General features: G+C 72.7%; 14 protein-coding genes. 10 read left to right on the forward strand and 4 right to left on the reverse strand.

Translation table 11 applies throughout. The features are described from left to right. Positions 1–257 precede the first annotated feature (257 nt). Genes tkt through pgl form a run of 6 tightly spaced genes read left to right on the forward strand, consistent with a single transcriptional unit; the run spans position 258 to position 8,590 of the window. The gene (gene tkt / locus HNP84_RS27780; protein ID WP_312925823.1) at positions 258–2,354 is read left to right on the forward strand and encodes a transketolase; all 2,097 of its coding nucleotides are present in this window, start codon (positions 258–260) and stop codon (positions 2,352–2,354) included. A gap of 5 nt (positions 2,355–2,359) precedes the next feature. Then, positions 2,360–3,463 (forward strand): transaldolase, encoded by a 1,104-nt coding sequence (tal, locus tag HNP84_RS27785; protein ID WP_185052862.1) that lies wholly within the window; start codon positions 2,360–2,362, stop codon positions 3,461–3,463. A gap of 6 nt (positions 3,464–3,469) precedes the next feature. Beyond that, complete coding sequence (locus tag HNP84_RS27790) at positions 3,470–5,089, forward strand: phosphoglucose isomerase-related protein (RefSeq protein WP_185052863.1); 1,620 nt, start codon at positions 3,470–3,472, stop codon at positions 5,087–5,089. Positions 5,090–5,107: 18 nt separating this feature from the next. Next, on the forward strand, positions 5,108–6,862 hold the full coding sequence (gene zwf, locus HNP84_RS27795) for a glucose-6-phosphate dehydrogenase (RefSeq protein WP_246518743.1): 1,755 nt from the start codon (positions 5,108–5,110) through the stop codon (positions 6,860–6,862). Next, the gene (locus HNP84_RS27800) at positions 6,863–7,768 is read left to right on the forward strand and encodes a glucose-6-phosphate dehydrogenase assembly protein OpcA (protein WP_185052864.1); all 906 of its coding nucleotides are present in this window, start codon (positions 6,863–6,865) and stop codon (positions 7,766–7,768) included. A 48-nt stretch (positions 7,769–7,816) separates the two neighbouring features. Then, complete coding sequence (pgl, locus tag HNP84_RS27805; protein ID WP_185052865.1) at positions 7,817–8,590, forward strand: 6-phosphogluconolactonase; 774 nt, start codon at positions 7,817–7,819, stop codon at positions 8,588–8,590. A 14-nt stretch (positions 8,591–8,604) separates the two neighbouring features. On the opposite strand, the gene add is transcribed toward pgl, so the two are convergent. After that, on the reverse strand, positions 8,605–9,705 hold the full coding sequence (gene add / locus HNP84_RS27810) for an adenosine deaminase (protein WP_185052866.1): 1,101 nt from the start codon (positions 9,703–9,705) through the stop codon (positions 8,605–8,607). A 123-nt stretch (positions 9,706–9,828) separates the two neighbouring features. Here add and HNP84_RS27815 point away from each other — a divergent pair, with 123 nt between their 5' ends. After that, a complete protein-coding gene (locus HNP84_RS27815) occupies positions 9,829–10,668 on the forward strand; it encodes a hypothetical protein (RefSeq protein WP_185052867.1) in 840 nt (279 codons plus the stop codon). A gap of 366 nt (positions 10,669–11,034) precedes the next feature. Continuing rightward, on the forward strand, positions 11,035–11,451 hold the full coding sequence (locus HNP84_RS27820) for a hypothetical protein (RefSeq protein WP_185052868.1): 417 nt from the start codon (positions 11,035–11,037) through the stop codon (positions 11,449–11,451). Positions 11,452–11,581: 130 nt separating this feature from the next. Here HNP84_RS27820 and HNP84_RS27825 read toward each other — a convergent pair whose 3' ends face one another. Then, entirely contained in the window at positions 11,582–12,199 is a 618-nt protein-coding gene (locus HNP84_RS27825) for a ThuA domain-containing protein (protein WP_221336799.1), read from the reverse strand. On the opposite strand from HNP84_RS27825, the gene HNP84_RS51315 reads away from it, so the two are divergent. Continuing rightward, positions 12,168–12,491 (forward strand): hypothetical protein, encoded by a 324-nt coding sequence (locus HNP84_RS51315; RefSeq protein WP_221336800.1) that lies wholly within the window; start codon positions 12,168–12,170, stop codon positions 12,489–12,491. The two genes, HNP84_RS27825 and HNP84_RS51315, sit on opposite strands and share 32 nt — an antisense overlap. After that, the gene (locus HNP84_RS51320) at positions 12,488–12,790 is read left to right on the forward strand and encodes a cupredoxin domain-containing protein (protein ID WP_221336801.1); all 303 of its coding nucleotides are present in this window, start codon (positions 12,488–12,490) and stop codon (positions 12,788–12,790) included. Before HNP84_RS51315 ends, HNP84_RS51320 begins: the two co-directional genes overlap by 4 nt. Here the strand turns inward: HNP84_RS51320 and HNP84_RS27835 are convergent. Further along, complete coding sequence (locus HNP84_RS27835) at positions 12,787–13,563, reverse strand: N-acyl homoserine lactonase family protein (protein ID WP_185052870.1); 777 nt, start codon at positions 13,561–13,563, stop codon at positions 12,787–12,789. The two genes, HNP84_RS51320 and HNP84_RS27835, sit on opposite strands and share 4 nt — an antisense overlap. After that, positions 13,560–14,867 carry an MFS transporter gene (locus HNP84_RS27840; RefSeq protein WP_185052871.1) on the reverse strand — a complete coding sequence of 436 codons (1,308 nt, stop codon included), beginning with the start codon at positions 14,865–14,867 and terminating at the stop codon, positions 13,560–13,562. The genes HNP84_RS27835 and HNP84_RS27840 overlap by 4 nt, the downstream gene beginning before the upstream one ends. Positions 14,868–14,915: the final 48 nt, after the last annotated feature.

The following is a 14,915-nucleotide window of genomic DNA, read 5'->3' on the forward strand; positions in this document are numbered from 1 at the left end:
AAAATGCGGGCACCAGCCAGCTTGGAGACTCACTGTAGTCCGTGGGGGGGCCGGTCCCGGCATGGGGGGCGAACCGTGCGGCGAGTTGCTCTGTATAGGGCGGTTTGTCCGCGGGCGGTGAACTCCGCGAGTGTACTCAGGGCGGCCTGCGCCCCGCCGACCAGGCCGACCCGTTAGGGTCCGGTGTGGGCGGGAAACGCCAACCGGCGCCATCAATCCAACTAGATCCGGAGATCGAGCAGTTGAGCAGCGAACTCGTGCCAGCCCTTGAGTGGACCGACCTCGACCGGCGCGCGGTCGACGTCGTCCGTGCCCTGGCGATGGACGCGGTTGAGAAGGCCGGCTCGGGGCACCCGGGCACGGCCATGAGCCTCGCTCCCGCCGCGTACCTGCTTTTCCAGCGCGTCATGCGCCATGACCCGACCGACCCGTCCTGGACCGGCCGCGACCGCTTCGTGCTGTCGTGCGGCCACTCCAGCCTCACCCTGTACATCCAGCTCTTCCTGTCCGGCTACGGCCTGACGCTGCACGACCTGCAGTCGCTGCGGCAGTGGGACAGCCTCACCCCGGGCCACCCGGAGCACGGCCACACGCTGGGCGTCGAGACCACCACCGGCCCGCTCGGCCAGGGCATCGGCAACGCGGTCGGCATGGCCATGGCCGCCCGCCGCGAGCGCGGCCTGTTCGACCCCGACGCCGAGCCCGGCACCAGCCCGTTCGACCACCACATCTGGTGCTTCGCCTCCGACGGCGACATCGAGGAGGGCATCAGCCACGAGGTCAGCGCCCTGGCCGGGCACCAGAAGCTGGGCAACCTGACCGTCGTCTACGACAGCAACCACATCTCGATCGAGGACGACACCCAGATCGCGCTGTCGGAGGACGTCGCCAAGCGCTACGAGGCGTACGGCTGGCAGGTCATCTCGGTCGACTGGACCAAGACCGGCGACTACGTCGAGGACGTCCAGGAGCTGTACGCCGCGCTGGAGGAGTCGCGCGCCGAGACCGACCGGCCCACCCTGATCAAGCTGCGCACGATCATCGGGTGGCCGGCGCCCAACAAGCGCAACACCGGCAAGATCCACGGCTCGGCGCTCGGCGCCGCCGAGGTCGCGGCCACCAAGGAGCTGATGGGCATGGACCCCACGGCCACCTTCGTGGTTCCCGAGGAGGTGCTGGAGCACTCCCGCAAGGTCATCGGCCGGGGCCGTGAGGCCCACGCCGAGTGGGAGAAGTCCTTCCAGGAGTGGCGCGTGGCCAACGCCGAGCGCGCCGCGGAGTTCGACCGCATCGACGCGCGCAAGCTGCCCGAGGGCTGGGACCACGCGCTGCCGACGTTCGAGACCGGCGCCTCGATCGCCACCCGCAAGGCGTCGGGCGAGGTGCTGACCGCGCTCGCGCCGGTGCTGCCCGAGCTGTGGGGCGGCTCGGCCGACCTCGCCGAGTCGAACAACACCACGATGAAGGGCGAGCCGTCCTTCATCCCCGAGGAGTACCAGACCCGCGAGTTCCCGGGTCACAAGTACGGCCGCACCCTGCACTTCGGCATCCGCGAGCACGGCATGGGCGCGATCCTCAACGGCATCGCCCTGCACGGCGGCACCCGCCCCTACGGCGGCACCTTCCTGGTCTTCAGCGACTACATGCGCCCGGCGGTCCGCCTGGCGGCGCTGATGAAGCTGCCGGTCGTCTACGTGTGGACCCACGACTCGATCGGCCTGGGCGAGGACGGCCCCACCCACCAGCCGGTGGAGCACCTGTGGTCGCTGCGCGCGATCCCCGGGCTCGACGTCGTCCGCCCGGCCGACGCCAACGAGACCGCCGCCGCCTGGAAGGTCGTGCTGGAGCACACCGACCGGCCCGCCGCGCTCGCGCTGACCCGGCAGAACCTGCCGGTCTACGAGGGCACCGCCGACCCGGCCAAGGTCGCCAAGGGCGGCTACGTCCTGCAGGAGGCATCCGACGGGTGCCCGCGGGTGATCCTGATCGCCACCGGCAGCGAGGTCCAGCTCGCCGTCGAGGCCCGCGAGACCCTGGAGGCCAGGGGCGTTCCCACCCGCGTGGTCTCGATGCCGTGCGTGGAGTGGTTCCGGGCCCAGGAGCCCGCCTACCGGCAGTCGGTGATCCCCCCGTCGGTGCGCGCCCGTGTGGCCGTCGAGGCGGGAATCGCTCTTGGCTGGCGGGAGTTCGTGGGAGAGGACGGGGAAGTGCTGAGTTTGGAGCACTTCGGTGCCTCAGCTCCGTACCGGACCCTGTTCGAGCAGTTCGGTCTGACGGCCGACCGCGTGGTCGCGGCTGCGAACGCCAGCCTCGCCAGGACCGGGGCCGACAAGGGCGAGACGACGGGAAACTGAATATCATGACCGAGAATCTGAAGCGACTTACCGAGCAGGGCGTGTCGATCTGGCTGGACGACATCAGCCGTGAGCGCCTGCGCAGCGGCAACCTGGCCCAGCTCGTGCGCGACAAGCATGTGGTCGGCGTCACGTCCAATCCCACGATCTTCGCCTCCGCGCTGAGCAAGGGCGACGCGTACGCCGACCAGCTCCACGACCTGAAGGTGCGCGGAGTGGACGTAGGCGAGGCGGTGCGCGCCATCACCACCTACGACATCCGCTGGGCGTGCGACGTGCTGCGCCCGGTCTACGACGCCTCCGGCGGCGTGGACGGCCGGGTGTCCATCGAGGTCGATCCGCGCCTGGCCCGCGACACCGAGCGCACGATCGCCGAGGCGCGGGCGCTGTGGTGGCTGGTGGACCGGCCCAACCTGTTCATCAAGATCCCGGCCACGGTCGAGGGCCTGCCGGCGATCACCGCCGCCCTGTCCGAGGGCATCAGCGTGAACGTGACGCTGATCTTCTCGCTGGAGCGCTACCGCGCGGTCATGGACGCCTGGCTGGCCGGCCTGGAGGGCGCCAAGGCCAAGGGCCTGGACCTGTCCGCGGTGGAGTCGGTGGCCTCCTTCTTCGTCAGCCGGGTCGACACCGAGATCGACAAGCGTCTCGACGCGATCGGCACCGACGCCGCCAAGGCGCTGAAGGGCAAGGCGGCCGTCGCCAACGCGCGGCTGGCGTACGCGGCGTTCGAGGACGTCGTCAACAGCGCCCGCTGGCAGGCGCTGCGCTCGGCCGGCGCCCGCCCGCAGCGCCCGCTGTGGGCCTCCACCGGCACCAAGAACCCGGCCTACCCCGACACCCTGTACGTCGATGAGCTGGTCACCGCGGGCACGGTCAACACCATGCCCGAGAAGACCCTCGACGCCACCGCCGACCACGGCCAGATCAAGGGCGACACCGTCCGCTCCTTCTACGAGGACGCCTGGAACACCATGGCGGCGCTGAAGGAGGCCGGCATCGACTACGACGACGTCGTGCGGGTGCTGGAGGACGAGGGCGTGGAGAAGTTCGAGGCGTCCTGGAACGAACTGCTCGAAACCGTCTCCGCAGAGCTCAAGAAGGCGTGAGCGTTCATGACCGTTTCCTTCGGTGACGAGACGGCGGCCGAGGCCGCCGCCTCCGCCGTCGGGACCCTCGTCCGGGAGGGCGTGCCCGCCGCGCTGGCGGCGGGCGACGCCTCCCTGTGGGGTCCCGAGGCCGCCGACGAGGCGGCCAGGCGCCTGGGCTGGCTCAGGCTGCCGGAGACGAGCCGCGAGCTGCTGCCCGAGATCACCCGGCTGGTGGAGCGGGCCCGCGCCGAGGGCCTGGACCACGTCGTGCTGGCCGGGATGGGCGGCTCCTCGCTCGCGCCGGAGGTGATCTGCGACACGGCCGACGCGCCGCTGACGGTCCTGGACACCACCGACCCCGGCCAGGTGCGCCGGGCGCTGGAGGACCGGCTCGACCGCACGATCGTCGTGGTCGCGAGCAAGAGCGGCGGCACGGTCGAGACCGACAGCCACCGGCGCATCTATGACAAGGCGTTCCGCGACGCGGGCATCGACCCGGCGGGGCGGATCGTCGTGGTCACCGACCCCGGCTCCCCGCTGGAGGCGGTCGCGCGCGAGGCGGGCTACCCGCTGGTGCTCGCCGACCCGGACGTGGGCGGGCGCTACAGCGCCCTGTCGGCCTTCGGCCTGGTGCCCAGCGCGCTGGCGGGCGCCGACGTCGAGCGGCTGCTCGACGAGGCCGCCTCGGTGCGCGGGCTGCTGGCCGAGGGCGAGGGCAACCCGGGCCTGGAGCTGGGCGCGGCGCTCGGCGCCGCGGCGGCGGCCGGGCGCGACAAGCTGATCCTGGAGGACGGCCTGTCGCAGATCAACGGGCTGCCCGACTGGATCGAGCAGCTCGTCGCCGAGTCCACCGGCAAGTCCGGCACCGGCATCCTGCCGGTGGTCGACGCCGACCCCACCGGCGCCGATGACGAGATCGTGGCGTCCATCGACGGCGAGGGCGCGATCGAGGTGTCCGCGCCGCTGGGCGCGCAGTTCCTGATCTGGGAGTACGCCACCGCCGTCGCGGGCCGGATGCTCGGGATCAACCCGTTCGACCAGCCGAACGTGGCCGAGTCCAAGGAGAACACCGCGGCGCTGCTCGCGGCCGGCGTACCCCAGGAGAAACCGGTCCTGGTCGACGGCCCGGTCGAGGTCTACGGCGAGCTCGCCGGTCCCGCGCACGACCTTTCCGGCGTGCTGACCGGCCTGCTCAAGGCGATCCCCGACGACGGCTACCTCGCGATCCTGGCCTTCCTGGACCGCTGGTCCGCCTTCGACGTGCCGACGCCCGAGGACGCGGCGCTCGACGAACTGACCGAGGCGTGGGCCGCCGCCGACCCGGCCACGCTGCGCCCGCTGCTCGCGGCGCGCACCGACCGGCCGGTGACCTTCGGCTGGGGACCGCGGTATCTGCACTCCACCGGGCAGTTCCACAAGGGCGGCCCGCAGTACGGCGTGTTCCTGCAGATCACCGGCGCGATCCCCGACGGCGCCGACATCGAGGTGCCGGGTAAGCCCTACACGCTGGGCGCGCTACAGCTCGCCCAGGCCCTCGGCGACTTCGGCGCCCTCGTCAAGAGGGGCCGGCCCGCCGTGCGCGTGCATCTGACCGACCGGGTGGCCGGCGTGACCCACCTGCTCGCCGCCGCCCGCCAGGTATGAAGACGGGGGAACCCCATCATGACTAGTCCGGCACAGCCGGAGCCGAGCGGCCCGGAGGCCGCGGCTCCCGACGAGGCCGCGGGCCCCACCGCGGCGACGGGCGCCGACACGAGCCCCACCGCGGCGGCCGGCGCCGACACGAGCCCCAGCGCGGGGACCGGCGCCGACCTGTACCCCGCCGCGACGCGGCCGTCCGACGAGGCCGCGGTGGTCGCGGCGCAGGCGGCGACCGCGGCGACGACGAGAGAGGCGCTGACGGCCAACCCGCTGCGCGACCCGCGCGACAAGCGCCTGCCCCGTGTGGCCGGGCCGTGCGTGCTGGTGCTGTTCGGCGTCACCGGCGACCTCGCCAAGCGCAAGCTCCTGCCCGCGATCTACGACCTGGGCAACCGGGGCCTGCTGCCCCCGGGCTTCTCCCTGGTCGGCTTCGCCCGGCGCGACTGGGCGGCCCAGGACTTCGCCCAGGTCACCCATGACGCGATCAAGGAGAACGCGCGCACCCCCTTCCGCGAGGAGGTGTGGAAGCAGCTTCGCGAGGGCATCCACTTCGTCCCCGGCGAGTTCCACGACGACGGCGCGTTCGACGCGCTGGCGATGGCGCTGAAGGAGATCGACGAGACCCGCGGCACCGGCGGCAACTACGCCTTCTACCTCTCGGTGCCGCCGAAGTTCTTCCCGCTGGTGGTGCAGCAGCTCAAGCGCACCGGCCTGGCCAACGCGCCCCACGGCGCGTGGCGGCGGGTCGTGATCGAAAAGCCGTTCGGGCACGACCTGGCCAGCGCCCAGGAGCTGAACGAGATCACCAGCGCGGTCTTCCCCGAGAGCTCGGTCTTCCGGATCGACCACTACCTCGGCAAGGAGACCGTCCAGAACATCATGGCGCTGCGGTTCGCCAACAACCTGTTCGAGCCGATCTGGAACCGCAGCTACGTGGACCACGTGCAGATCACGATGGCCGAGGACATCGGCATCGGCGGCCGGGCCGGCTACTACGACGGCATCGGCGCGGCCCGCGACGTGATCCAGAACCACCTGCTCCAGCTCCTCGCGCTGGTCGGCATGGAGGACCCGACCTCCTTCGACGCCGACGCGCTGCGCCGGGAGAAGGAGAAGGTGCTCAAGGCCGTGCGCCTGCCGCAGGACCTGAGCCTCGGCACCGCCCGCGGCGCCTACACCGCGGGCTGGCAGGGCGGCGAGCCGGTGGTCGGCTACCTGGAGGAGGAGGGCATCCCCGCCGACTCCATCACCGAGACCTACGCCGCGATCAAGCTGGAGATCGCCAACCGGCGCTGGGCGGGCGTGCCGTTCTACCTGCGCACCGGCAAGCGGCTCGGGCGGCGCGTGACCGAGGTCGCCGTGGTGTTCCAGCGGGCGCCCCACCTGCCCTTCAGCAAGACCGACACCGAGATCCTGGGGCAGAACGCCCTGGTCATCCGGGTGCAGCCGGATGAGGGGATCACGGTCAGGTTCGGCTCGAAGGTGCCGGGCACCGCGATGGAGGTCCGCGACGTCAGCATGGACTTCGCCTACGGCGAGTCGTTCATGGAGTCCTCGCCCGAGGCGTACGAGCGGCTGCTGCTGGACGTGCTCATCGGCGACCCGCCGCTGTTCCCGCACCAGCGGGAGGTGGAGCTGTCCTGGCGCATCCTCGACCCGATCGAGGAGTTCTGGGCCACGCAGGGCCAGCCGGAGGGCTACCCCGCCGGCACCTGGGGCCCGCCCTCGGCCGACGCGATGATGGCCCGCGACGGCCGGGTCTGGAGGAGGCTGTAGATGACCAGCTTCATGCTCAGCGGCACCAACGCGTCCAAGATCAGCTCTCATCTGACCCACCTGCGCCACCAGATGGGCGCGCCCGCGATCGGCATGGTGCTGACGCTGGTCGTGGTGTGCGACGAGAGCAACCAGTACGACGCGACCCGCGCGGCGACCGACGCGGCGCGCGAGCACCCCTCGCGCATCCTCGTGGTGATCAACCGCGACCCGGAGGAGGCCAACCGGCTCGACGCCGAGCTGCGCATCGGCGAGTCCACCCCGGGCGAGGTCGTCCTGCTGCGCCTGTACGGCGAGCTGACCCGGCACGCCGACTCGGTGGTCAGCCCGCTGCTGCTGCCCGACACCCCGGTGGTGGCGTGGTGGCCGGGCCCGTGCCCGGAGGTCCCGTCCAAGGACCCGATCGGCCAGCTCGCGCAGCGGCGCATCACCGACGCGCGGGCCGACACCGACTCCGTGGCGGCGATCGTCGGCCGGTCCCGCGGGTACGTCGCGGGCGACACCGACATGGCCTGGACCCGCCTGACACCGTGGCGCAGCCTGCTGGCCGCGGCGTTCGACCAGCCGGTGGGCCGGGTCGGCGGCGGCCTGGTGGAGGCCGCGGCCGGCAACGCCAGCGGTCCGCTGCTGGCCGCCTGGCTGTCCAGGCGCGTGGGCGTGCCCATCGGCGTCGCCGAGTCGGGCGGGCCGGGGCTGACGGCCGTACGCCTGAACACCGACGAGGGCGAGGTCTCGGTGACCAGGACCGACGCCAGGCTCGCCACCCTGCGCCGGCCCGGCCAGCCCGACCGGCACGTCGCGCTGGCGCGGCGGCACACCTCGGAGCTGCTGGCCGAGGAGCTGCGCCGCCTCGACCCCGACGAGATCTACGCCGAGGCGCTGCAGCAGCTCGCCGCGACCGGCTGACCCTGCACACCCGATCACGAATCACACCCGATCCCGAAAGGCACCGACGTGACCGTCCCCAGCGTTGTCGTCCACCGCGACGCCGACGTGCTCGCCAAGGCAGTGGCCGCACGCCTGATCACCCGGCTGGTGGACGTGCAGTCCGCCAAGGGCTCGGCGTCGCTGGTCCTCACCGGAGGCACGGTCGGTCACGCCACCCTGGCCGAGGTCGCCGCCACCCCGGCCAGGGACGCCGTCGACTGGCGGCGGCTCGACGTGTGGTGGGGCGATGAACGCTTCCTGCCCACCGGCGACCCCGAGCGCAACGAGACCGGGGCCCGCAAGGCGCTGCTGGACAAGGTCGATCTCGACCCCGCCCGGGTGCACGTCATGCTCGGCCCCGACTCCGGCCTGACCGCCGAGGAGTCCGCCGCCCGCTACGCCGAGGAGCTGCGCGCCGCGGCCCGTCCCGAGGACCACGGTCCGGTCCCCCGCTTCGACGTGCTCCTGCTCGGCATGGGCCCCGACGCCCACGTGGCCTCCCTGTTCCCGGAGATGCCCGCCCTGTACGACGAGCGGCCCACCGCCGCCGTGCACGGCGCTCCCAAGCCCCCGCCCACGCGCATCACGCTCACCATGAGCTCCATCCACGCGGCCCGCGAGGTGTGGGTGGTGGCCGCCGGCGCGGAGAAGGCCGGCGCCGTCCGGCTGGCCCTGTCCGACGCGGGCCCGGTCCAGGTGCCGGCCGCGGGCGCCCGCGGCCAGAGCCGCACGCTGTTCCTGCTGGACCGCGCCGCCGCCGCCAAGATCCCCGCGTCCCTGGTGCGCCCCGCCAGCCCCTGACGGGCCCTGCTCCGCTACTCCGCGGCGCGCAGCACCGTGTCGATCTCGGCCACAAGGGCGTCCTGGGCCGGGCGGTCCAGGCTGGAGGCCCGTACGGCGTTGCGGGCCAGCTCGGCGAGTGCGGCGCGGTCCAGGCCGAAGACCTCGGCGGCGATCTCGTACTCGCGGGTCAGCGTGGTGTTGAACATGGGCGGGTCGTCGCTGTTCAGGGTGACGTTCAGGCCCTCCTTGAGCATGCGGGGCAGGGGGTGCGCGGCGATGTCGCGCACCTGGCCGGTGCACACGTTGGAGGTCGGGCACACCTCCAGCGGCAGCCAGGTCTCGCGCAGGTGGGCGACCAGGCGGGGATCGTCCAGGCAGGAGATGCCGTGGCCGACGCGCTCGGCGCCCAGGCCCTCGATGGCCTCCCAGATGGTCTCCGGCCCCGTCATCTCGCCGGCGTGCGGGAGGCTGCGCAGGCCGGCGGCGCGGGCGGCGCGGAAGGCGTCGCGGAACTCCTCCCGGTACGCCGGGCGGTGCTGCTCGATCCCGGCCAGCCCGAACCCGACCAGGGCCTCCGGCGGCTCGTCGAGGGCGTGGCGCACGGTGACCGCCGCCGCCTCGCCGCCGTACTCACCGGGGATGTCGAAGATGTAGGCCATGCGCACGCCGTGCTCGGCCGCCGACTCCCGGGCGGCGACGTCCAGGGCCTCGGTGACCGCCCGCATGGGCAGGCCGCGCGTGTGGTGGGCGTACGGCGTCACCTGGAGCTCGACGTAGCGGCAGTTCTGCGCGGCCAGGTCGCGGGCGAGGCCGGTGACGAGGGTGGCGATGTCCTCCGGCTCGCGCACCACGTCGTTGACGGCCTGGTAGACCTCGGCGAAGTGGGGGAAGTCGCGGAAGGTGTAGAAGGCCCGCAACTCCGCCTCGGTGCCGGGCACCCGGCTGCCGGGGTGGCGCCGGGCCAGTTCCAGCACCGTCGGCACCGACGCGGAGCCGATCAGGTGGACGTGCAGCTCCACCTTGGGCAGCGCGGCGATGAACTCGGCCGAAGGCCGGGACGAGGACGGGGACGAAGACGGGGACGAAGACGGGGACAAAGACGGGGACACAGTCTCGGACACTGGCTGGGTCATGCCGGGACCATACGCACGCTCGCGGCCTCGGAGACACCCTTCCGGCCGATATCTCACACAATCGTGTCAGGTTCCTCCGCGAATGGGGCGTGGCGATGGACGAGGGCGCCCGCGAGGGGGTAGTTGTGGATCGTGGACCTCGACGAGGTGGCCGGGCGGCTGTACGGTCTGGCGCCGGGTGACTTCACGGCCGAGCGCGACGCGGCGGCGCGTGCGGCCAAGGAGGCGGGCGACGCGGCGCTCGCCCGCGAGATCCGCACGCTGCGGCGGCCCACGGTCGCGGCGTGGGCGGTGAACCAGGCGTCCCGGCGGCATCCCGACGAGCTGACCGAGCTGCTGGAGCTGGGCGCGGAGCTGCGCCGGGTGTGGCAGGAGCAGGACGTCGAAGCGCTGGCCGAGCTGACCCGCAGGCGCGGCGCGGCGAGCGGGCGGCTGCTGCGGCTGATCCGCGAGACCGCCGAGGCGGCCGGGCAGGCGCTGTCGGGCTCGGCTCCGGCCGAGATCGAGCAGACGCTGGACGCGGCGACGGTGGACGAGGACGCGGCCGAGCAGGTGCGCCGCGGGCGCCTGGTCCGCCCGCTGAGCTACGCCGGGTTCACCCCGGCGCCCGCGGCCCCGGCCGGCCCCCGCCCCAAGCGCCCGGCCCAGCCGCGCAAGAAGGCCGATGACCGGCAGGCGCGCGAGGCCGCGGAGCGGGAGGCACGCGAAGCCGCCGAGCGGGCCGCACGCGAGGCCGAGCGGGCGGCCCAGGAGGCCGAGCGCGACCACGCCGAGTGGCGGGCCGAACTGGAGGCCGCCGTGGCCGAGCACGACCGGCTCACGGAGAAGGTGGAACGGCTGTCCGGCAAGCTCGCCAAGGCCCGGCAGCAACTGGCCACCGCCGCCCACCGGCGCGAGGTGGCCGAACGCGAGGAACGCCGAGCCGCCCGCACCGCCGCGACCGCCCGCGCGAAGACACGCTGACGACCGGGAGCCACGCGGCACACGTCCCCCACACCACCGCTCCTGCCCGCACGAAGGCGCGCTGAGGGCCGGGGGTCGTGCGGCACACAGCACCCACACCACCACCCAGCCCACGCGGACACACCACAACAACCAGGAACCACCGAACACACCACCCACACCACCCCAACCCACGCCAACACGCCCCGGCGACCACGACCCCACCCGAATGCCGAGCAGCGGTTTGCTGATGTAGGAGCGTATGCCGCGCGGGCCGTCGATGCCCCACGACCTCCGGCCGTCAGGGCGTGTTGGGGAGGGGTGGGGCGGTGGTGTGGGTGGTCGGGTGAGTTGCGGTCGTTGGGGCGTGTTGGGGTGCCGGGGGTGATGGTGTGGGTGGTGTGTGGGGAGGGCGTCGCGTTGCGGGTGGTCACGCCCGGCGGGGAGTTCGCCACGCCCGGCGGGTACGGCGCCGAGGGCCACGTGCACCAGGAGTTCCTCCCGCTGCCCGACTTCGACTGCCAAGCAGAGCCGGCTCCGCCTGCCTGCCGGGAGATCTCGGTGTTCGAGCGCTTCGACGATCGTGCCCGATGTGCCGTGGTGGCGGCCCAGGACGAGGCGAGGCGGCTCGGCCAGGCCGAGATCGACAGCCAGGCCGCGATCGACAGCGACCACCTGCTGCCCGGGGTGTTCGCCGCCGAGAGGGCCCGGCCGCGGGCGTCCTGCTGGACCACGGCCTGGACCCCGGGCGGGCACGCCGCGGGCTCGCTGCGACGGGGCTCATCGACGCCCTCATCGGCCTGAAGGTGGCGCCCGTCACGTGCCGCTGACCCGCGCCCGGGGAAGGCGGGCGCGGCCCTGATGGGACGACCGCCGCACGGGGGCGGCGGTCGGATCTCCTCGTCGTGGGCGGCCGGCCAGGGGGCGGCCGGTCTCAGCGGCAGAAGGGGGCCATGCCCAGCACGGACTTCACGCCGCCAAGCAGATGCTGGACGAAGAACCGGTCGCCCTCCATGGGCTCGTCGGTCCACGCCCGGACGTCGTGGCCGAGGGTGGTGAGCCACGCCTTGCCGCCGTCGTAGTACTGGCACCAGCTCACCGGGTGGTGCTCGCCGTGGCCGGGGTGGCCGAGGTTGCCGCGCACGCCCCGGGCCAGGGTGCTCTCGTCCACCTCGGCGAGCACGCGGACGCGGGTCGGCGCCGGGACGAGGTTGTACCACTCGTCGGAGAAGGTCCAGGTGCGGGGCAGCCCCTGGGTGGATGCGTCGCGGCGGCCGACGGTGACCACGGTGCCGGGCTGGTTGGCGCTGTGGTCGTAGAAGTTGGCGTTGCCGAGCAGGCCCTCGTACCAGGGCCAGTTGTACTCGGTGCCGAAGGCGTTGTGCACGCCGACGAACCCGCCGCCGGCCCGGATGTACTGGCGCAGCGCGGTCTGGGCGGACTCGTCGAACGCGTCGCGGGTGGTGCTGAGGAACATCACGGCGTTGTACGACAGGAGCCGTCCGGCCGAGGAGAGCTGGGTGACGTCCTCCGCCACCGATCTGCTGTTCATCGGGCAGCCCGACGGCAACCTGCTGTGCCTGGACGCCAGGAACGGGCGCGAGCTGTGGCGCTGGCAGACCGGGGCCGCCGTCAGCAGCAGCCCCATCGCCTACGAGATCGACGGCGAGCAGTACATCGCGGTCTACGCCGGCGGCACCGGCATCCCGTACGGGAACTCGGCGCCGCGCGGCGACCACCTGTGGGCGTTCAAGGTGGGCGGGCGCGTGCCCCCGGCCGCCACCCCGCCCGCCCCGGTGGTCCGCCGTCCGGTCTCGGGGCCCCGGTGGACGGCAGCGCCGTGAACAACACGGTGGTGCTCGCCCGCACCTACGACAACGGACAGGTCGGGACCGTCGAGTCGGCGGTCAACGCCATGGCCCCGACCCACCTGCGGGTTCCGGCCGGGACCACGGTCACGTTCGTCAACCCCGCGGACAACGTGCACGTGCACGGGGCCACGCAGTTCTTCGAGGGCCTGTTCGACGTGCGGCTCAAGCCGGGCGAGTCGTTCCAGTACACCTTCACCCGGCCGGGCGAGTACTTCTTCAACGACTGCCACAGCCCGCGCCCCACGGGCAAGATCGAGGTCCTGCCCGCCTAGGGCGCGATCACGGCGACGTCGGCGCCCAGCAGCGGGAAGCGTTCGAGCACCAGGGGATCGTGGCCGGCGACCACCAGTCCGGGGTCGCCGGCCAGTTCCCTGATGCGGTCGAAGGCGCCGTACACGCCGGTCATGCTGTGCAGGATCGGGAACGGCCGGTCGGTTTCCAGGTTCTCGTAGAAGTGACTGGCGTCGGAGGCCAGCACGACGGGGCCGCGGGCCGTCTCGGCCCGCACCACCTGCATGCCCGCCGTGTGCCCGCCGACCAGGTGCACGCTCAGGCCCGGCAGCACGGGCGCGTCGCCGTCCACCACCCGCACCCGGCCCCGCTCCCTGGCCGACAGGAGGCGGGCGAGGTCGTGCTCGTCGAGCAACCAGCGCTCGCGGGCGATCCGCTCCGCCCAGGGGCCGGTCCAGTAGGCCAGCTCGGCCCGCTGCACGACGTAACGGGCCCGGGGGAACAGGTGCGCGGTGCCGGTGTGATCGTAGTGCAGGTGGGTCAGCACCACGTGGTCCACCGACTCGGCGGCCACGCCCGCCTCTGCCAGGGCCTGCACGGGCGAGCAGCGGTAGCGGAGACCTTCGGCGCGCGCCGCCCGTTCCGGTGCGATGCCGGTGTCGATCACCACCGTGTGCCGGTCGGAGACGGCCGCCCAGACGTAGTACGCGGTCGGATGGGGGCTGTCCCCGCCGGGCTCGTAGCCGTGGAAGTGCTCGCCGCGCCGGGCGTCGCGCTGGGCGTAGCGCACGGCGAGGACCCGGAAGCCGCTCACACGGTCACCCGCTCGGCGGGCCTGAGCCCCAGCTCGGCGGTCGGCACCTTGTAGGTCTCCCGGGCGGTGAGGACCGCGGCCACGTTGATCAGGCACAGCATGGCCGTGATGACCGAGACGCCGAGCCAGCTCCCGGGGCCGGTGCCCGCCACGGCGGTGGCCACGGTGGGCGCGAACCCCGCGATCGCGAACCCGATCTGGGTGCCGATCGCCATGCCGGACAGGCGCACCCGGGTGGGGAACATCTCCCCGTAGAACGACGGCCACACGGCGCTGGTGGCGCTGTGCACGACGCCGAACATCACGATGCCCGCGATGAAGATCAGCAGGTAGTCGCCGACGGAGATGGACCACAGGTAGGCGAACATCAGCACCGCGCAGCCGAGCGACCCGCCGGCGAACACCGGCTTGCGGCCGATCCGGTCGGACAACCTGCCCCAGAGCGGGATGGTGATCACCGCGGCGACGTTGGCCAGGACGCCCACCCAGAGCATCGGGCCGCGCTCCAGGCCGATCGTGTTGACGGCGTACGACAGGGCGTGCACGGTGAAGATGGTGCTGACCGAGGCGATGACCGCGGCCACCACCACGCGCAGCACGTCGCGCCACTGCTCCCGGAACAGCACCGCGAGGGGCATCTTCGCCACGGTGTGGCCGGCGACCTCCCGCTCGAAGGCGGGCGTCTCCTCCAGCGTGCGCCGGATGACCAGCCCCGCCACCGCCACCGCGACGCTCAGCCAGAACGGCACCCGCCAGCCCCAGCTCAGCAACTGGTCCTCGGGCAGCGCGGCGATGGGCAGGAAGATCGCCGTGGCGATGATCTGGCCGGCCTGGGTGCCGTTGAGGGTGAAGCTGGTGTAGTAGGCGCGCCGGTTCTCGGGGGCGTGCTCCAGGGTCATGGAGTTGGCGCCGGCCTGCTCGCCGGAGACCGAGAAGCCCTGGATCAGGCGCAGCACCACGAGCAGGACCGGCGCGAGCAGGCCGGCCTGGTCGTAGGTGGGCAGGCAGCCCACCAGGAACGTCGAGCCGCCCATCATCACCAGCGTGGTCACCAGCACCCGCTTGCGGCCGAACCTGTCGCCCACGTGCCCCAGCACGAAGGCGCCCACGGGGCGGGCCAGGTAGCCGACGCCGAACGTGGCCAGCGCGAGCAGGGTCCCCGTGGCGGGCGAGGAGGAGGGAAAGAAGATCTTGTTGAAGACCAGGGCGGCGGCGGTGCCGTAGATGAAGAAGTCGTAGTACTCCAGCGCGCTGCCGATCCAGGCTGCTACAGCCGCTTTACGAGGTTTGCCGTGCACCGTCACATTAAGCTCCTCACGGGGGAGATGCGGTGACAGGAAACTAACTCACTG

The organism is Thermocatellispora tengchongensis, from assembly GCF_014202315.1.
GTDB lineage: Bacteria > Actinomycetota > Actinomycetes > Streptosporangiales > Streptosporangiaceae > Thermocatellispora > Thermocatellispora tengchongensis.